Origin of the sequence: Bacillus manliponensis (genome assembly GCF_000712595.1) — a bacterium.
Classification (GTDB): Bacteria; Bacillota; Bacilli; order Bacillales; family Bacillaceae_G; genus Bacillus_A; species Bacillus_A manliponensis.
Window position 1 is genome coordinate 46,086 of the sequence record NZ_JOTN01000002.1, and the last position, 20,200, is coordinate 66,285.

The window sequence follows — 20,200 nt, forward strand, 5'->3', positions numbered from 1 at the left end:
AAAACTATACATTATCCCATATAAAAAAACCTCGGGGAATCCCAAGGTTTTCATACAGACGTATATGTCAGTTCTTTTATTATTCTTGTGTTGCTTCCTGTTTTGCTTCAGCTTTTGCTGCTTCTTTTTCTTGCTCAGCTTTTAGTAATACTTTACGAGATAAGTTTACACGACCTTGCTTATCGATTTCGATAACTTTTACTTCAATTTCGTCACCAATCTTCACAACATCTTCTACTTTTCCTACTCGCTCAAGCGCAAGTTCAGAAATATGAACTAGACCATCTTTACCACTAAATAACTCAACGAAAGCACCGAACTTTTCAATTCGTTTTACTTTTCCTACATAAATTTCATCTACTTGAACTTCACGAACGATATCTTCGATAATCTTCTTCGCCTTTTCGTTCATTTCTTGGTTAATAGATGAAATGAACACTGTACCGTCTTGTTCGATATCGATTTTTACGCCCGTCTCTTCAATAATCTTGTTAATTTGTTTACCACTTGGTCCAATTACATCGCGAATCTTATCCGGATTAATTGTCATTGTGATAATTTTCGGAGCATATTCAGATAACTCTGTACGTGGCTCAGCAATAACAGATAGCATATGTTCTAAAATGTGCATACGACCAACTTTTGCTTGTTGAAGAGCTTCTTCTAAAATTTCACGAGATAGACCTTCAATTTTAATATCCATTTGTAATGCCGTTACACCTTTAGCTGTACCTGCTACTTTAAAGTCCATATCACCTAAGTGATCTTCCATACCTTGAATATCTGTTAAGATTGTGTAATGTTCATTAGATTTTACAAGTCCCATTGCAATACCCGCAACTGGCGCTTTAAGCGGTACCCCTGCATCCATCATCGCTAATGTACTTGCACAAATACTTGCTTGTGAAGTTGAACCATTTGATTCTAATACTTCAGATACAAGACGAACTGTATATGGGAAGTCTGTTTCAGCTGGAATAACAGGCTCAAGAGCACGCTCTCCTAATGCACCGTGACCAATTTCACGACGGCCTGGTCCACGCATCGGTCTTGTTTCCCCTACACTAAAGGATGGGAAATTGTAATGATGCATGAAACGTTTCGATTCTTCCACACCTAAGCCATCTAAAATTTGCACATCACCTAATGCACCTAAAGTACAAATGCTAAGCGCTTGTGTTTGTCCACGTGTAAATAGTCCAGATCCATGCGTACGAGGTAACAATCCTACCTCTGACGCTAAAGGACGAATTTCATCACTCTTACGTCCATCAGGGCGAACTTTTTCAACTGTAATAAGACGACGTACTTCTTCTTTTACAATTTTAGATAATATTTCTTTTACTTGTCCTAATGTTGATGCATCTGCTTCTTTTTCTTCATAATGTGCAATAACACGCTTTTTCACTTCATTAATTGCATCTTCACGAGCATGTTTCTCATGAACTTGAATTGCAGCGTGCATATCCACTTCTGCCATTTCACGTACTTCTTTGTTTAACGTTACATCCACTTCATATAATTGAATGTCTGCTTTTTCTTTACCAACAGCTTGTACAATTTCCTCTTGGAATGCAATTAAACGCTTAATCTCTTCATGACCAAACATAATTGCTTCTAACATCGTTTCTTCAGGTACTTGATCTGCTCCTGCTTCTACCATGTTAATTGCATCTTTCGTACCAGCAACAACAAGGTGAATATCACTCTTTTCTTGTTGTTCAACTGTCGGGTTAATAATAAACTCGCCATCGATACGTCCAACTGTTGCACCAGCAATTGGACCTTCAAATGGAATATCTGAAATCGATAACGCTAATGAAGAGCCAAGCATTGCTGCCATCTCTGAAGAGCAGTTTTGATCAACGCTCATCACGATACTCACAACTTGTACTTCGTTACGGAATCCATCAGCAAACAGCGGACGAATTGGACGATCGATTAAACGGCTTGCCAAAATTGCTTTTTCACTTGGGCGTCCTTCACGCTTAATAAAACCGCCTGGGATTTTACCTACTGCATATAAACGCTCTTCGTAGTTTACTGTTAACGGGAAAAAATCTACATCTTTCGCTTCTTTCGATGCAGTTGCTGTAGATAGAACTGCCGTATCGCCGTATCTTACTAATACTGCTCCGTTCGCTTGCTTTGCAAGCTGACCTGTTTCAACTGTAAGCTGGCGACCAGCTAAATCTATCGAGAAGACTTGCTTTTCTTGAGTCATTTAAGTACCCCTCTCAATTTAAAATATATCATTCTTCTATGTAAACGGATGATTATATCATTATACTCTTCCCTCAGTATTCCCAAAATATATGAGAGCTATCAAGAGAAGATATATTTTTACCTAACAAAAAAGCGGGAATATTCCCGCTTTTTTGACTATCGACGTAATCCAAGCTTAGTGATTACTTCACGGTAGCGTGTGATGTCTTTGTTACGAAGGTAAGTAAGTAAGTTACGACGTTTACCAACCATCTTTAAAAGACCGCGACGTGAATGATGATCTTTCTTGTGAGTACGTAAGTGCTCGTTTAGAGTGTTAATTTGCTCTGTTAGGACAGCAATTTGAACCTCTGGAGAACCAGTATCAGCCTCGTGAGTTCTAAATTGTGCAATAATCTCATTTTTACGCTCTTGTGTTAAAGCCATCCTATTTCACCTCCTAAATAATAAACCCCAATTACCTAGCAAGCGTCGGTGAGTCGCAATGCCAAGCAATGGTTGTTATAAAGTACATAACATAGAATACTACTTTTCATTAGAAAAAGCAAGTACATTCTTTGCTTGATTGAAATAATCTTCTGCTGTTTTTTTATCTTTCGTAATTTGAGTAACTAATTCGTCAATACCATTAAACTTCTTCTCTTCTCGAATACGCATATGCCATTCAATTTCAACAAGCTCATCATATATATCACGCTGGAATGCAAATAAGTGGACTTCAATAGAAAGTTGTTTTTCATTTTCTTTAAAGGTCGGTTTATATCCAATATTACATACACCTTCATACCACTCGTTATTCACCTTCATTTTCACTGCATATACACCAGTAGGCGGCAATAAATACTCATCTTGCAAAGCAACATTTGCTGTTGGGAATCCGATTTGACGCCCTCGTTTATCCCCGTGAACAACTATACCTTCCACTGTATAAAACCTTCCTAAAACAGACGGAATTTGTTCCATTTCTCCATTACGGATATGTTTACGTAATAAAGTGGAACTTACCTTCTCCTCTTGAAATTGTACTTTTTCAATCACAGTTTGTGTAAACTCCCCTCTTGCATGAAATGGCAAAGTTTCCATCGTTCCTTTTCCTAAACGTCCATATGAATAGTCAAAGCCTGCAACAACATGTTTTACATGCAAACCAATAATATAATCATCTACAAATTGCTGTGGTAATAAATTTGCTAATGTTAGATCAAATTTCACAACATATAACGTATCAATTCCTAAGTTCGCAATAACTTTCTCCTTTATACGTAAAGGAGTAATATACTTTACATGCGCTTCTTTCTTTCCAAGTACAACAGACGGATGCGGATGAAACGTCATAACAGCACTCTTATATCCTTGTTCATCTGCTATTTGTTTTGCAGTTTGAATGACACGTTGATGCCCTACATGAATACCATCAAAGTAACCTAATGCCATTACAGTAGGCGCTAATTCTATTTTATTTAGTCCGTGGGGATGCGTTAAATGAATGACTTTCATGCTTGAATTCACCTTTTTCTGTAATAATGCTTCTAATTATTCATTATAGCTTCAATTCTTGATTATTCACAAGTACTTTCATCGGTTTTAGCATACCAGGACGTTTTGGGTGATGTTCATAAATTGCTAAGCAACGATTCTTTTCATTAAACACCATAATAAAAGGTGCCGTCAAATTTTCTGTATTCGGTAAAAACATACCATTTTTTACTTTTTCTGCTTGCTCTTCACTTACAACGATTTTTGGAAACTGTCCTAATGCTTCATCAATTGAAATTAAAATAGACTGTACTGTTCCATTTTGCATGTTTTGTTCAACTTCTTCAAATGATATGCAATCATTCAACAGAAATTCTCCCGACGCTGTTCGCACTAAATGAGACATATGTGCAGGAAATCCTAACTTTTCACCAATCATCACCGCTAATGTTCTTACATATGTTCCTTTACTACACGTTACGCGGAAACGAAATGAAATCGTTTCTCCTTCATACGTTTCACGATTATCTAATAAAGCAAACTCTTGAACTGTAATTGTACGAACAGGGCGCTCTACTTCAATTCCCGCTCTCGCATATTCATATAACTTTTTACCGTTTATTTTTACAGCTGAATACATTGGTGGAACTTGCTCAATCGTTCCAGTTAATTCGGCAAATACTTTTTCAATCTCTTCACGTGTAATCGTACGATCTACAGTTCTTTTGTCAACAACCTCACCAGAAGAGTCTTCTGTTGTCGTTGAAAAACCAAGTGTAACTTCACCTTCATATGTTTTCGTTTCACTCGTTAAAAATTGAGCAATTTTTGTTGCACGCCCTACGCAAATTGGCAATACACCTGTTACATCTGGATCTAATGTTCCTGTATGACCGATGCGCTTTTCCTTTAGTATTTTTCGCAATTTAAACACACAATCATGTGAAGTCATCCCTTTTGGTTTATGTAAAAGTAATACACCTTCCATCTTATTCACCTCATCAATTTCTTACTATGTAAAAATCCTCTCATACCTGAAAAAAATGGATAGACAATTGTCTATCCATTATTCCTCGCTTTTGCTTTCTTTATTTATTTGATGTAACAGAGTATCAATTCTGTGTCCATACCCGATAGACTCATCAAACTCAAACGAGATTTCTGGTGTTTTACGAAGGCGGATACGCTGTCCGATTTCAGAACGGATAAATCCTTTTGCCTTCGCTAACCCTTTTAACGTATTTTCTTTCTGCTCTTCGTCTCCTAAAACAGAAATATATACTGTTGCAAGTTGTAAGTCTCCACTTACTCTTACATCTGTTACTGTAACAAAACCAACACGTGGGTCTTTAATTTTACGACTAATAATGTCGCCTAATTCTTTTTTCATTTGCTCACCCACACGGTTTGCACGTTGTTTCATACTATCACCTCATTCAATACCATTCCAGTCGTGTGATCGTACGTTCAATTTCAGGAAAAGAGTCTATGTATTCTAGCACACGATTCATTTCTTTCTCACATACGACACGATTTGAGGATACAGAAACGATTGCAATTTCAGCGCGTTGCCATAAGTCCTGGTGACCAACTTCACTAACAGCTACATTGTACCTTTGTTTTAAGCGAGTTAACACGCGCTGTAAAATTGCTCGTTTTTCTTTTAAAGAGTGTACATCGTATATGATGCATTCGCAGGAGAGCGAAGCGACAATCATCGCTTCACTTCTTCCATAACGTAAGCTTCAATAACGTCTCCCTCTTTAAGATCATTATATCTCTCGATTGTAATACCACACTCGTAGTTTTGTGCAACTTCTTTCACATCATCTTTAAAACGCTTTAACGTATCAAGTTGACCTTCGAAGACTACAACACCATCACGGATAATACGCACGCCGCTGTCGCGTGTGATTTTACCATCAGTTACGTAACATCCTGCAATTGTTCCAACTTTTGAAACTTTAAATGTTTGACGAACTTCAGCTTGGCCGATTACTTTTTCTTCGAATTCAGGATCAAGCATACCTTGCATTGCCGCTTCAATCTCTTCAATTACTTTGTAAATGATACGATGCAGACGAACATCAACATTTTCTACTTCTGCTGTACGCTTCGCATTCACATCTGGACGCACGTTAAATCCAATTACAATTGCATTCGATGCAGAAGCTAAAATAATATCAGACTCTGTGATTGCACCTACGCCTGTATGGATAATTTTCACTTTTACGCCTTCAACATCAATTTTACGAAGTGACGCAGCCATTGCTTCTACAGAACCTTGTACGTCTGCTTTCACAATTAAGTTAATCTCTTTTACGTCGCCTTCTTTAATTTGTTGGAATAAATCTTCAAGGCTTAATTTAGACTTCTCACCACGCTGTGCAAGTAATGCTTCCTGCGCACGAGATTCACCAATTTGACGAGCTTTCTTCTCATCAGCAAATGCCATGAAACGATCTCCAGCTTGTGGTACTTCATTTAAACCAGTGATTTCAACTGGTGTAGAAGGTCCAGCCACTTTTACGCGGCGTCCAATGTCATTTACCATTGCACGAACACGTCCATATGATGTTCCAACAACAATTGGATCACCAACACGTAACGTACCGTTTTGAACAAGTAATGTTGCAATTGTTCCTTTACCTTTATCAAGCTGAGCTTCAATTACAGTACCAGTTGCATAACGATCTGGATTTGCTTTAAATTCTTCTACCTCACTTACAAGAATAATCATCTCTAGTAAGTTATCGATACCTTCGCCTTTAATTGCTGAAATCGGTACAAAGATTGTATCTCCGCCCCATGCTTCTGGTACTAGTTCGTATTCTGTTAACTCTTGCATTACACGGTCTGGATTTGCTGACGGTTTGTCCATTTTGTTTACAGCAACGATAATTGGTACGCCTGCCGCTTTCGCATGGCTAATTGCCTCTACTGTTTGTGGCATAACACCGTCATCAGCCGCTACAACAAGAATTGTAATATCTGTAACTTGAGCACCACGAGCACGCATTGTTGTAAATGCTGCGTGACCAGGTGTATCTAAGAATGTAATCTTTTTATCAGCTACATCAACTTGGTATGCACCAATATGCTGCGTGATTCCACCCGCTTCTCCTGCAGTTACTTTTGAGTTACGAATAGAGTCAAGTAACGTCGTTTTACCATGGTCAACGTGACCCATAATTGTAACAACTGCTGGACGCTCTTGTAAGTTTTCTTCACTTTCTTGCTCATCCATGAATGTTTCAAACTCTGTTTCACTAACAACAATTTCTTCTTCTACTTCAATACCATAATCACCAGCAATTAACTCGATTGTATCTTTATCTAAGTCTTGGTTAATTGTTGCCATAATACCTAGCATGAAGAGCTTTTTAATAATTTCTGATGGCTCTTTGCCAAGTTTTTTTGCAAGTTCACTTACTGTAAGAGATCCAACAAATGTAATTTTATCTGGAGTTTCTACAGCAGGAGCTTGTTGTCTTCCAGCAAAGTTATCTTGACGTTTGTCTTGATTTCCTTTGCCTTTCTTTTTCTTTTTATTACTATTCTTTTTACTGCGTACAACTTTTTCTTCTACTTCAAACTCATCTGCAACAGAAGTTTTTTCTGTGCTTTCATTATATTGACTATCTAATTTGTTTACTACTTCATCATCTAACATCGCCATATGATTAGAAACCTCGATATTCATTTCTTTTAGTTTTGTAATAATCTCTTTACTAGATACGTTTTGATTCTTCGCATATTCGTATACTCGAATTTTACTCATACCTTCACCCCCGGTAAGTTGTATCGAGCATGCTTTGCAGCTTTTTCGCAAAACCGTCATCTAACACCGCTACAACGACGCGTTCTTCTCTCCCAATCGCATGCCCTAACTGTTGTCGATTTTCGACTTTTCTCATTGGTACGTTGTAGTAGGTAGTCTTGTCTGTAATACGCTTCGTTGTATTTGCTGAGGCGTCTTCTGCAAGTAACACAAGTTTTGCCTTGCCACTTCGAACTTCTTTTAATACGAGTTCTTCACCCGATGTAATCTTTCGTGCTCGATTTGCTAGTCCTAAAAACGATTTCCAATTGGACACTTACTTCGACTCCTTCTCTACAAGTTCAAGTAGCTCTTCGTAAAGGGAGTCATCAATTTTCGCCTTTAAGTGATGTTCCAAAACGTTTTTCTTTTGCGCTTGTAAAATGCATTCTTTATCTCTCGACAAATATGCACCGCGTCCTGATTTTTTTCCTGTTACATCAATGGACACTTCGCCCTCTTTGGAACGAACAATGCGAATGAGCTCGCGTTTTGATTTCATCTCTTGCGTCGCAATACATTTTCGTAACGGAACTTTTCGATTGCTCACAATCATCACCTCTATTCGATTTCGTCTTCAACTGAATCGAATGCGATCATGTTATCTTCTTCTTCTGCTAAAAGTCCTAGTTGGTTCGCATCAGACTCGCTTTTAATATCAATTTTCCAGCCTGTTAATTTCGCTGCAAGGCGTGCGTTTTGTCCACGCTTACCAATTGCTAATGAAAGTTGGTGATCTGGAACAATAACAGTTGTTGCTTTTTCTTCTTCATTTACAAGAACTTTTACAACTTGTGATGGACTAAGTGCATTTGCTACATATTCCACTGGATCATTAGACCAGTTTACAATGTCAATCTTCTCACCTTTTAGCTCATCAACAATACGTTGTACACGTTGTCCTTTCGGGCCTACACAAGAGCCAACTGGATCAACATCAATGTTTTCAGCATATACAGAGATTTTTGAACGATCTCCAGCTTCACGTGCCACAGAACGAATCTCTACAGTTCCATCATAAATTTCAGGAACTTCCATTTCAAATAGACGTTTTAAAAGGCCCGGATGTGTACGAGATACGTAAATTTGTGGCCCTTTTGTTGTCTTTTCTACCTTTGTAATAAAGACGCGAATACGATCATGTGGTTTGTACTGCTCATTTGGCATTTGCTCACTTACAGGTAAAAGCGCTTCTACTTTCCCTAAGCTTACGTAAATGAAGCGTGCATCTTGACGTTGTACGATTCCCACCATGATGTCCTCTTCACGGTCACTAAACTCAGAATAAATAATGCCTCGCTCTGCTTCACGCACACGTTGCGTCACAACCTGTTTTGCAGTTTGTGCAGCAATGCGTCCAAAGTCTTTTGGCGTTACTTCAATTTCTAGTACATCGCCTTCTTGATAGTTCGGATGAATTTGTCTTGCTTCTTCAACAGAAATTTCAAGACGTGGGTCAAACACATTTTCAACAACGTCTTTACGTGCTAACACTTGAATTGAGCCTACTTCAGGGTTAAAGCTAACACGTACGTTTTGTGCCTGGTTAAAATTGCGTTTATAAGCAGAGATTAAAGCTGCTTCAATCGCATCAATAATAATATCTTTGCTAATACCTTTTTCTTGTTCTAATACGAGCAAAGCATCTAGCAATTCAGTGCTCATGAAGATCCCCCTTCTTACTAAAACGTAACTGCAAGTCGCGCATTTGCAACTTTATCCATTGGAATTTGGATTTCTTTTTTACGCGTTTTAATTGTTAATAATAATGTAATTGTTGTTCCATCGTATGCGAGTAGTTTTCCTTCAAACATCTTTTCACCATCAATCGGCTCATATGTTTTCAGTGCAACTTGCTTATCTATTGCTTGTTCAAAGTCTTTTTCTTTCTTTAAAGGACGCTCTGCCCCTGGGGACGAAACATCCAAAAAGTAAAGATGAGGAATTGGATCCTCTTTATCTAAAACTTCGCTTAGACGTTCACTTACTGCACCACACTCTTCAATGTCTACACCTTTCTCAGAGTCGATAAATATGCGTAAGAACCAGTCTTTTCCTTCTTTTACATATTCCACATCAACTAGTTCGAGATTTAATTCTTCGACAATTGGCTGCGCAAGTGCTTCAACAATTTCTGTAACTTTCTTATCCATAAACAGCCTCCTTTCTGCCGCCATGTACCATTTGAAAGAATATGTTTTAATCATTTCTTCATTATTCTTTCTCGTTAGCTAACAAAAGCCCCTGCCATATAGCAGGGAATATCTGTCTTAGTATTACCAAATTTAAGAAGTAAAACTTGTAACAAAATATGTATATACGACAGAAGCGTCTACATAAATTTGAGACGCAGAAACGTAGATAGTAACACGAAAGAGTGGGTTTCCCCACTCTTTTTTTCAAAAAATATACATGACATGGTTATCTCGCTTATTAGTATAGCATAGCAAACATTGTTTTGCAAAGACTTTTACTGTCCTCTAAAACAGTGATAACTGGTTTTGATCAGGTAAGTCTCCTAAACAACCTTGACTATCTAAATACTCAATAATTGTCTTTGAAACTTTACTACGTTGCTGTAAGTCCTCTTTTGATAAAAACTCACCATTTTCACGTGCTTCAACAATACTGATAGCCGCATTTGTTCCAAGTCCAGGTACTGCGTTAAATGGCGGAATAAGCGTATCTCCATCAATAATAAACTCCGTTGCACTAGATCGGTATAAATCCACCTTTTGGAAGGAATAACCTCGTTCACACATCTCAAGAGACATTTCTAACACCGTTAATAAACTCTTCTCTTTTGGCGAAGCATCCAACCCTTTTTGTGCAATCTCATCAATTTTCACACGAATTGTCGCCGATCCTTTTACCATTGATTCTAAATCGAAATCATCAGCACGAACCGTGAAGTACGCTGCGTAGAACAACAACGCAAAATGGACTTTAAAATAAGCAATACGAACGGCCATTAATACATATGCAGCGGCGTGTGCCTTCGGGAACATATACTTAATTTTCTTACATGAATCAATATACCAACCAGGTACATTGTTTTTACGCATTTCTTCTTCCCATTCTTCAGGAACACCTTTACCTTTACGAACAGACTCCATAATTTTGAACGCAAGCGACGGTTCTAATCCTTGATAAATTAAGTAAACCATTATGTCATCACGACAACCGATAACTTCACTTAACGTACATGTACCGTTATAAATGAGTTCATTTGCATTTCCAAGCCATACGTCTGTACCGTGAGATAATCCTGAAATTTGGACAAGTTCCGAGAATGTAGTCGGCTTTGTTTCTTCTAACATTTGACGAACGAATTTCGTCCCAAACTCCGGGATACCTAGCGTACCTGTTTTACAGTTAATTTGTTCTTCTGTTACACCAAGTGATTCTGGTCCTGAAAAGATTTTCATTACTTCTGGATCATCAGTCGGAATTGTCTTCGGATCAACTCCACTCAAATCTTGAAGCATACGAATAACGGTCGGATCATCATGTCCGAGTATATCAAGCTTTAATAAATTATCATGAATAGAATGGAAATCAAAGTGTGTCGTTTTCCATTCAGCTCCTAAAGAATCTGCGGGAAACTGAATAGGGGTAAAATCAAATACATCCATGTAATCTGGCACAACGATAATTCCACCTGGATGCTGACCGGTTGTACGTTTTACACCAGTACAACCTGCTACAAGACGATCCACTTCCGCGCCTCGTATCGTTAAGTTATGATCAGATGCATATCCTTTCACATATCCATACGCTGTTTTTTCTGCAACTGTACCAATTGTTCCAGCACGATATACATACTCTTCACCAAACAGCACTTTCGTATAGTTATGTGCACGCGGTTGATATTCTCCGGAGAAGTTCAAATCGATATCCGGTACCTTATCCCCTTTAAATCCAAGGAACGTTTCAAACGGAATATCATGTCCGTCTTTTTTATAAGCAACATGACAGGTCGGGCAGTCTTTATCCGGTAAATCGAATCCAGAACCAACCGATCCATCATTAAAGAACTCTGACTGTTTACAAATTGGACAAACGTAATGCGGTGGCAATGGGTTTACTTCTGTAATCTCCATCATCGTTGCAACAAATGAAGACCCTACCGATCCACGTGATCCAACTAAGTAACCATCAATTAATGATTTTTTCACGAGTTTATGTGAAATTAAATAAATAACTGCGAATCCATGACCGATAATACTTTTTAATTCTTTTTCAATACGAGCTTCTACTAGTTCTGGTAGTTCTTCACCGTAAATGCTATGTGCCATTTTGTACGTCATTTCACGTGTTTCTTCATCTGCCCCTTCAATTTTCGGCGTATATAAGTCATCTTTTACAGGCTTGACGTCCCCAATCATTGAAGCAACTTTTTGTGTATTTGTTATAACAATCTCTTTTGCCTTTTCTTCTCCTAAAAACGAGAAACATTCCAGCATTTCGTCTGTTGTCCTAAAGTACACTGGAGGCAATGTGTGACGATTTAGCGGATTGGCACCACCTTGTGAACTTACTAAAATTTTACGGTACATCGCATCTTCCGGATTTAAATAATGTACATTCCCTGTTGCAACAACCGGCTTACCTAGCGTTTCACCTAATTTTACTAAGTTCGAAATAATTGTTTTTAATTGTCCTTCATCACGCACAAGTTCCAGTTCAACTAAATGCCTAATGACTACTGGCGGCATTACTTCAATATAATCATAAAACTGAGCGATTTCTTCCACTTCTTCTGGAGCCTTTTGCATCATTGCCTCAAATACTTCTCCCTTATCACAAGCCGTACCAACCAATATGCCTTCGCGGTACTTTTTTAATAAAGAGCGGGGGATGCGTGGTACACGGTAAAAATATTGAAGGTGCGAATACGACACGAGTTTATACAAGTTTTTTAGTCCTTCATCAGATGTTGCAAGAAGCGTTACATGATTTGGACGCCCACGTTTATATGCATCACCTTGTCCCATGCTGTCATTTAGCTGATCATGATATTCAAATCCTTTTGCAATCACATCTTTTAACATCTTTACAAGTAGATATCCTGTTGCCTCTGTATCGTAGATAGCACGGTGATGCTGCGTCAATTCAATATCCATCTTTTTACAAAGTGTGTTTAAGCGATGGTTTTTCATTTCCGGGAATAAGAAACGTGCTAACTCAAGTGTGTCAATAACTGGGTTTATCGGTTTTTCAAGACCACTCTTTTTAAAACCAACATTCAAAAAGCCCATATCAAAGCTTGCGTTATGAGCGACTAACGTATGGTCATCCATCCACTCTTGGAACTTTTTAAACACAACTTCCACTTCTGGTGCATCGGTTAACATATCATCTGTAATACCCGTTAACTCAATAATTGTTGCTGATAACGGCTGATGCGGGTTTGCAAAAGATTCAAAGCGGTCAATAATTTCTCCGCCCTTTATCTTTACAGCAGCAAGTTCAATAACGGTATCGTATACAGCTGATAGCCCTGTCGTCTCAACGTCGAATACAACATATGTTTCATCAGCAAGCAACCTATGTTCTTCGTTGTAAGCAATTGGAACCCCATCATTAACAAGATTCGCTTCCACACCGTAAAGGACTTTAATACCTGATTTCTTTCCGGCAGAATATGCCTCTGGGAATGACTGAGCAACTGCATGGTCAGTTACAGCAACTGCTTCATGTCCCCACTTTGCAGCTTGTCCTACAAGTGTAGATACAGATGTAACAGCATCCATTTGACTCATCGGTGTGTGAAGATGAAGCTCGACCCGTTTTTCTCCTTCAGGTGCTTTATCTTTACGTGATGGGCCCGTTATTTCATTAATATCGTTTGCGATCATCACTAAATCACGTACAAATGTATCATTTTGTACCGAACCACGTGCTTTCACCCACATTCCTTTCTTCAACATTTGAAGAAGCGGAATATCCTCTTTATCACGGGAGAACATTTTAATCATAATAGAATCTGTATAGTCCGTAATCTTTAATGTTAACAACGTTCTTCCGCTACGTAACTCTTTCGTTTCTACATCAAAGACATAACCTTGAACCGTTTTGCGACGTTCTTCATCTTGAATTTCACGAAGAGGTGTTACTTCTTCGTCTGGCTTAATTAAGTAACCAAGAGTAATCGGTCCTTCATGAGCTGGCTCATCCCGCTCTTCTGCTTGCTTTTTCGCCATCTCTTCCATCGCTTGTATCACGCGCTGACGATCTTCTTCCTTTGTTTGCTCACGGAACTTTTGAACTTCCTCGTCATTTTGTTTCACATTCGTTTCAATTTGAAAACGTGGAAACCCAAACACTTCATACTGATCCCCTATTGGCTTTGCAAGGTTTTTCTTTACCGTTTGTGCTTCTAAATCGTTATTTACATCTAGCAATAACTTTACTCCATTTATATGAGGAGACCTATCTTTTAAATAGGCAAACATCGGAGAGATTTTCACCCTATTTGTACAAAGCGGCCAATATGCTTGTACATCATCTTCTGTATATTGATTATTTTCTGCCTCTAATAAAAAAGAGGTTTTTGCAATATGTGAAAACGATTGGTGTAATTTAGCTTCTAGTAACTCATATACTTGCGTCGGTAAAATACGTGGAACTTGTAAATGAAAGCACCAACTTTTGTTCACTTTATCAACAAGTAACTTTTGAATACCGCCGCCTTGTAAATATTCACTGACAAGGTTTTCTGGAATTTGCAATTGCTCAAGCAAAATTCGAAAACGCTCCTGTTGTTCATTTGTTAACGGCATGCGCAATCCCCTTTCATCGTATTTAAAAAATTCAAATACTCTTTTCATAGAAAGAGAAGGTACCTCATGATGAGGTACCTCTTCTTATTTTAAAATATTTGTAATGTATGTGTGAAGTTCTTCAATCTTCACTTCTGCAGATTCATTTGTCGCACGTACCTTCACTTCAACAATACCTTCATCTACTTTTTTACCAACTGTTACACGAACAGGGATACCAAACAAGTCAGAGTCCGCGAACTTTACGCCAGCACGTTCTGGACGGTCATCTAGTAATACTTCAAACCCTTGTTCTTGTAATGTACGGTAAATATTTTCTCCTGCCACGCGCTGTGCATCAGCCTTCATGTTAACCGGAATTACATGAACATGGAACGGAGCAACAGCTAGCGGCCATGTTAAGCCATTTTCATCATTAAATTGTTCTGCAATTGCTGCAACTGTACGAGATACACCAATACCGTAGCAACCCATAATAGCTGGTTGTGTTTTCCCATTTTCATCTAAGAATGTTGCATTCATTGCTTCACTATAACGAGTTCCTAATTTGAACACATGACCAACTTCAATACCTTTTGCAAAGCAAATTGTTCCTTTTCCATCTGGAGATGCGTCACCCTCTTGAATGAAGCGTAAGTCTGCATATTGACTTACATTAAAGTCACGCTCTGGGTTTACATTCACATAGTGGAATCCTGCTTCATTTGCTCCAGCACACCCGTTTACTATCGCTTGTACAGCATGGTCAGCAATCACTTCTACATCAGCTGTAATTCCAATTGGACCTAACGAACCAACTTCACAGTTTAATAGTTCCTTTACTTCTTCATGCGTTGCAAGTTCCACAACAGAAGCACCATATAAGTTTTTCACTTTAATGTCATTAACTTCATGATCGCCGCGAACAAGGACAACAACAAACTTCTCATCTACTTTAAATACCATAGATTTCATGCACTTTGTTGCTTCAATATTTAAGAACGCTGATACCTCTTCAATAGACTTCTGATTTGGCGTTTCTACTTTTTCAAGTGAAAGCTCCGCTTCGTTACTCTTTTCATACGAAGTAAAGACTGGTGCCATTTCAATATTTGCTGCATAATCAGATTCATTCGAATAGGCAATTGTATCTTCACCAACGTCAGATAACACCATAAACTCATGGGTATCTTTTCCACCCATTGCTCCAGAATCAGCAATAACCGCACGGTAATTCAAGCCGCATCTTGCAAAAATATTTGAGTATGCTTCAAATAGACGGTCATACACTTCGTCTAAGCTCTCTTGTGATGCATGGAAAGAGTATGCATCTTTCATTAAAAACTCTCTTCCGCGTAGTAATCCAAAGCGAGGGCGTTGTTCATCACGGAACTTTGTTTGAATTTGGTATAACGTTAACGGTAATTTTTTGTAAGATTTAATTTCATCACGAACAAGGTCTGTAATCACTTCTTCATGTGTTGCACCTAGCGCAAATTCACGATTATTACGATCGTTCATACGCATTAATTCGGAACCATAAGAATACCAACGACCAGATTCTTGCCATAATTCTGCTGGTTGCATCGCCGGCATTAATAATTCCACCGCTCCTGCTTTTTCCATCTCTTCACGAATAATACGTTCAACTTTATGCAGAACTTTTAAGCCTAGTGGTAAAAAGCTATAAATACCTGAAGCATTTTGACGCATAAACCCTGCGCGTAATAATAGCTGATGACTTTTAATTTCTGCATCAGCTGGTACTTCACGTAATGTAGGACTAAATATCATACTTTGTTTCATTTTATCGCACCTCTTCTATAAGAAAAACTTCCGAATATCATTCCACGTTACAACTAACATAAGTAACATTAATAAAGCAAACCCAATAAAGTGCACCATACCTTCTTTTTGACGATCAATTGGCTTTCCTCGTACCGCTTCAAATAAGAAGAATAATAAGCGCCCTCCATCAAGAGCTGGAAATGGCAGTAAGTTGAATAAACCAAGGTTTACACTTAGTACAGCTGTTAAGCTTAATAAGCTAATCATACCAGATTCTGCAACCTGACCTGTTAAATTATAAATCCCAACTGGACCAGATAAATCATCAATTGAAAACTGACCTGTAATTAGCTGACCTAATGAAACGAGAATTAACTTCGTCCATCTATACGTCTCTTCAAACCCTAACTGGATAGAACCAAGGAACGACTTCTCTACTGGCGCTTGTACACCAAGTCTACCAACTGTTACATCGCCTTCTTTTGCTGCAGCAGGGGTCACTTGAAGACTTAATAACTCATCTCCACGCTTCACATCCATCATAATTTCTTTTTCTGGATTTTCACGTACAATACTTGTTACATCTTTCCAACTATTTGTTGGTTCATTGTTAATAGTTCGAATCTCATCATTCTCCTGTAAGCCTGCTTGCTGTGCAACACTATCAGGTAATACTTTTCCAATCATTGGCTTATCAACAGGGATTCCTTGTATAAGCCCAATAATAACAAAAATAACAAAAGCTAAAACAAAGTTCATTGCAGGACCTGCAAAGATTGCAAGCGCTCGTTGTCCCAATGTCTTAGACCCAAACTGCTTATGATACGGAGCAATTTGCATCTCTTCACCAGCGGAAACAAACTTCGCTTTCTCATGAACATGAAAAGTTTGTAGTTCCTCTTCATATTCTTCGTACCCAGAAATCGTTAACTTATGTTCTAAATCAGCTTGTTCTACTTCAATTACACGAGCATTTGGATACTTTTCACGATTATCAAGAACTAGTTTGATGACCTCTTCTTTTTCATTTAAAACAAGACCAATTTTTGTACCTGGTTTTAGTTCCACTGTTTCAGGATCTTCACCGGCCATTCGCACATAACCACCAAGTGGTAACATACGAATCGTATAAACGGTCTCATTTTTTTCAAATGAAAATAATTTCGGTCCAAAGCCAATTGCAAATTCACGGCACAAAATCCCCGCACGTTTTGCAAAGTATAAATGACCTAGCTCATGGAAAAATACGAGTGCACCAAAAATTAAAATAAAGGCAATCGCTGTATTCAATCCCATAACCACCTTTGCTAAATTTGTTCCATCACAAATCGTCTTGTAGCAACATCAATTTCTTGAATGTCTTCTAAACTTGGACGTGAAATGACATTGTGATGGTGCATTGCTTTTTCAATGAGGTCTTCTACTGCTAAGAAACCAATTTTTCTTTGTAAGAAGGCTTCCACAGCCGCTTCATTTGCTGCATTCATCACTGTTGGCATACTTCCTCCCGTCTTTCCAGCTTCATACGCAAAACGTAAACAACGGAAACGGTCCATGTCCATTTTTTCAAAATGAAGTGTCCCGAATTCCCATAAATTTAGTGGTTTTGAATTTGAAAGCGTAAAACGATCTGGGTATGTAAGTGCATACTGGATTGGAACACGCATATCTGGTGAACCAAGTTGCGCCATTACGCTACTATCTCGGAACTCAACCATAGAGTGAATAATACTTTCTTTATGTAACACAACATCAATTTTTTCATAAGGGATATTAAAGAGCCAGTGCGCCTCAATCACCTCTAATCCCTTATTCATCATTGTAGCAGAATCAATTGTAATTTTCGAACCCATTGACCAGTTTGGATGCCTAAGCGCATCTTCTACTGTTACATGATGTAATTCTTCTCGTGTCTTATCTCGAAAGCTTCCGCCTGACGCAGTTAAAATAAGACGGTCAATCTGACTTTGCTTTTCTCCGTTTAAACATTGAAAAATAGCTGAATGTTCACTATCTACAGGAAGTAAAGGAACACCATGTTGTTTCGCAGCTTCCATTACAAGATGACCAGCTGTCACTAATGTTTCTTTGTTCGCAATTGCAATCGTTTTTTTCGCCTCAATTGCTCTTAGTGTTGGTAATAATCCAACACTTCCAACAACAGCGTTCACAACAATTTCTGCCTTTGAATGAAGCGCTACAGCAAGAAGCCCTTCACTTCCATAAACTACTTTCGTATTTCCTGAAACAGCCTGTAACTTTACAACATCGGCTTCTTGTTGTACAGATACAAGATCGGGAGAAAACTCTTGAATTACTTTTACTGCAAAATCAATATTTCTCCCGACAGAAAAAGCAACGAGACGGAATTGGTCTTGGTGCGCGCGTAATACATCTAACGTTTGTGTTCCAATTGAACCACTTGCACCTAATAAGCTAATGTTTTTCATTATTCCAACCCCTCGTTTATTTTAAATAAAATGTAAAAAATGCAGAAGTGGTAAAACGAATAACCAACTATCTGTTCGGTCTAATATACCACCATGCCCAGGTAAAATCGTACCAGAATCTTTCACTCCGTAATGGCGCTTAAATGCAGATTGTGCTAAATCCCCAATTTGTCCAAAAATTGAGATTGCAATTGTGACAGCAATTAGCATCACCATACTAGTTCCAAGTGGGAAAAATATATTGTACACAACTGCTACAACAATACCACACGCAATCCCACCTAAAGATCCTTCAATTGTTTTATTTGGGCTAATTTCAGGCCAAAGCTTTCGTTTTCCAATTGCTTTTCCAACAAAATATGCACCTGAATCTGTTGCCCATACAACAAATAAAGCATAAAATACGTATTCTACACCTTCTATACGTGTTTCATTTAAATAGTAAAAGCCCATTGCAACATACGCTGTTGCCATAAACGAAAATGCAGCATCGTCAAAAGTAAATGTATTCTTAGACAAGACCGTATATGATAAAAGTAGTAAAACAATTACAAAGGTAATTTCTACTTTTGATAATGTAATGGTTTCAAATACTCCTTTGACATTACTAGGCACTAAAATAGCCCATAATAATACTGCAACCAAAGCTGTTGGGACGGAAACAATCGGTAATCCTTTCATACGAATTAACTCATATAATCCGATTGAAGCAAGTGCATACACTAATACTGTGAACGGCATCCCACCATAAAATACGATTGGGATAAATAGTGCAGCAGCGATGACTCCCGTAATTATTCTTTGTTTCACTGCCAAACCCTCTCTTTCTAAACGCCTCCAAATCTGCGTCCCCTATGCTGAAAGTCTGTAATCGCTTCTAACAAATGCTCCTCAGTAAAATCTGGCCATAATACATCTGTAAACCAAAATTCTGAATATGCAATTTGCCATAACATAAAGTTACTAATGCGAAGCTCTCCGCTTGTTCGGATTAACAAATCAGGATCCGGCAATGTGTTTGTCATTAAGTACGAAGAAATTATATCTTCTGTCACTTCTTCCGAACGGAGTTTCCCTTCTTCACTAGCTTTAACTATATTTTGTACAGCAAGCGTCATTTCATCACGACTTCCATAGTTTAACGCAAAATTTAGAACTAAACCGGTGTTATGTTTCGTATCTTCAATCGCCCTGTCCATCGCACGGCGTGTATGATCTGGAAGGCGATCTTTTTGTCCCATAACACGTACTTGTACATTTTCTTCAATTAATTCTGGTAAGAAAGTACTTAAAAACTCTTCTGGAAGCTTCATTAAATAATCTACTTCTGTTCTGGGTCTCTTCCAGTTTTCAGTAGAAAATGCATACAGAGTAAGCACTTGTACGCCAAGCTTACTTGCAAACTTTGTAATTTTCTTTACGACTTGCATTCCTTCATGATGCCCAGCAATACGAGGCATCGCTCTTCTTTTTGCCCATCTACCATTTCCATCCATAATGATGGCAATGTGCTGTGGGACTTCTCCTTTTTTTGCTTCTTCTACGAGATGATCAAACGACGTGATCTTATTACCTTTAAAAAAAGGAAGCTTTCTAAACATCATTCAAACCCTCCAACAAGCAGACATATGCCTAAAAGTGTAAAAAGACCCCCTTAAGAAGAGGGTCATATATGC

General features: G+C 38.3%; 17 protein-coding genes. All 17 read right to left on the reverse strand.

Annotated features, from left to right (window positions below; genetic code table 11):
- Positions 1–79 precede the first annotated feature (79 nt).
- Entirely contained in the window at positions 80–2,224 is a 2,145-nt protein-coding gene (gene pnp / locus BAMA_RS02135; RefSeq protein WP_034635689.1) for a polyribonucleotide nucleotidyltransferase, read from the reverse strand.
- A 158-nt stretch (positions 2,225–2,382) separates the two neighbouring features.
- On the reverse strand, positions 2,383–2,652 hold the full coding sequence (rpsO, locus tag BAMA_RS02140; protein WP_034635690.1) for a 30S ribosomal protein S15: 270 nt from the start codon (positions 2,650–2,652) through the stop codon (positions 2,383–2,385).
- A 99-nt stretch (positions 2,653–2,751) separates the two neighbouring features.
- A complete protein-coding gene (gene ribF / locus BAMA_RS02145; protein WP_034635691.1) occupies positions 2,752–3,723 on the reverse strand; it encodes a bifunctional riboflavin kinase/FAD synthetase in 972 nt (323 codons plus the stop codon).
- Between the two features lie 43 nt (positions 3,724–3,766).
- Complete coding sequence (gene truB / locus BAMA_RS02150; RefSeq protein ID WP_034635692.1) at positions 3,767–4,690, reverse strand: tRNA pseudouridine(55) synthase TruB; 924 nt, start codon at positions 4,688–4,690, stop codon at positions 3,767–3,769.
- Positions 4,691–4,768: 78 nt separating this feature from the next.
- Positions 4,769–5,125 (reverse strand): 30S ribosome-binding factor RbfA, encoded by a 357-nt coding sequence (rbfA, locus tag BAMA_RS02155; RefSeq protein WP_034635693.1) that lies wholly within the window; start codon positions 5,123–5,125, stop codon positions 4,769–4,771.
- A 13-nt stretch (positions 5,126–5,138) separates the two neighbouring features.
- Positions 5,139–5,420, reverse strand: a complete 282-nt coding sequence (locus BAMA_RS02160) for a DUF503 domain-containing protein (protein ID WP_034635694.1) — start codon at positions 5,418–5,420, stop codon at positions 5,139–5,141.
- Entirely contained in the window at positions 5,417–7,483 is a 2,067-nt protein-coding gene (gene infB / locus BAMA_RS02165; RefSeq protein ID WP_034635695.1) for a translation initiation factor IF-2, read from the reverse strand. The genes BAMA_RS02160 and infB overlap by 4 nt, the downstream gene beginning before the upstream one ends.
- 4 nt (positions 7,484–7,487) lie before the next feature.
- Positions 7,488–7,799, reverse strand: coding sequence for a YlxQ family RNA-binding protein (locus BAMA_RS02170; protein ID WP_034635696.1), 312 nt, complete (start codon positions 7,797–7,799; stop codon positions 7,488–7,490).
- On the reverse strand, positions 7,800–8,072 hold the full coding sequence (gene rnpM, locus BAMA_RS02175; protein ID WP_034635697.1) for an RNase P modulator RnpM: 273 nt from the start codon (positions 8,070–8,072) through the stop codon (positions 7,800–7,802).
- An 11-nt stretch (positions 8,073–8,083) separates the two neighbouring features.
- Positions 8,084–9,187, reverse strand: coding sequence for a transcription termination factor NusA (gene nusA, locus BAMA_RS02180; protein ID WP_034635698.1), 1,104 nt, complete (start codon positions 9,185–9,187; stop codon positions 8,084–8,086).
- A 17-nt stretch (positions 9,188–9,204) separates the two neighbouring features.
- On the reverse strand, positions 9,205–9,675 hold the full coding sequence (rimP, locus tag BAMA_RS02185) for a ribosome maturation factor RimP (protein WP_034635699.1): 471 nt from the start codon (positions 9,673–9,675) through the stop codon (positions 9,205–9,207).
- 327 nt (positions 9,676–10,002) lie between these two features.
- Positions 10,003–14,307, reverse strand: coding sequence for a PolC-type DNA polymerase III (locus BAMA_RS02190; protein ID WP_034635700.1), 4,305 nt, complete (start codon positions 14,305–14,307; stop codon positions 10,003–10,005).
- Between the two features lie 84 nt (positions 14,308–14,391).
- Complete coding sequence (locus tag BAMA_RS02195) at positions 14,392–16,092, reverse strand: proline--tRNA ligase (RefSeq protein WP_034635701.1); 1,701 nt, start codon at positions 16,090–16,092, stop codon at positions 14,392–14,394.
- 15 nt (positions 16,093–16,107) lie between these two features.
- The gene (gene rseP / locus BAMA_RS02200; RefSeq protein ID WP_034635702.1) at positions 16,108–17,364 is read right to left on the reverse strand and encodes an RIP metalloprotease RseP; all 1,257 of its coding nucleotides are present in this window, start codon (positions 17,362–17,364) and stop codon (positions 16,108–16,110) included.
- A 17-nt stretch (positions 17,365–17,381) separates the two neighbouring features.
- Positions 17,382–18,524 carry a 1-deoxy-D-xylulose-5-phosphate reductoisomerase gene (gene dxr / locus BAMA_RS02205; protein WP_034635703.1) on the reverse strand — a complete coding sequence of 381 codons (1,143 nt, stop codon included), beginning with the start codon at positions 18,522–18,524 and terminating at the stop codon, positions 17,382–17,384.
- Between the two features lie 21 nt (positions 18,525–18,545).
- Positions 18,546–19,334: a phosphatidate cytidylyltransferase gene (locus tag BAMA_RS02210; protein WP_034635704.1), complete on the reverse strand. Its 789-nt coding sequence runs from the start codon at positions 19,332–19,334 to the stop codon at positions 18,546–18,548.
- A gap of 17 nt (positions 19,335–19,351) precedes the next feature.
- Complete coding sequence (locus BAMA_RS02215; RefSeq protein WP_034635705.1) at positions 19,352–20,128, reverse strand: isoprenyl transferase; 777 nt, start codon at positions 20,126–20,128, stop codon at positions 19,352–19,354.
- Between the last annotated feature and the right edge of the window lie 72 nt (positions 20,129–20,200).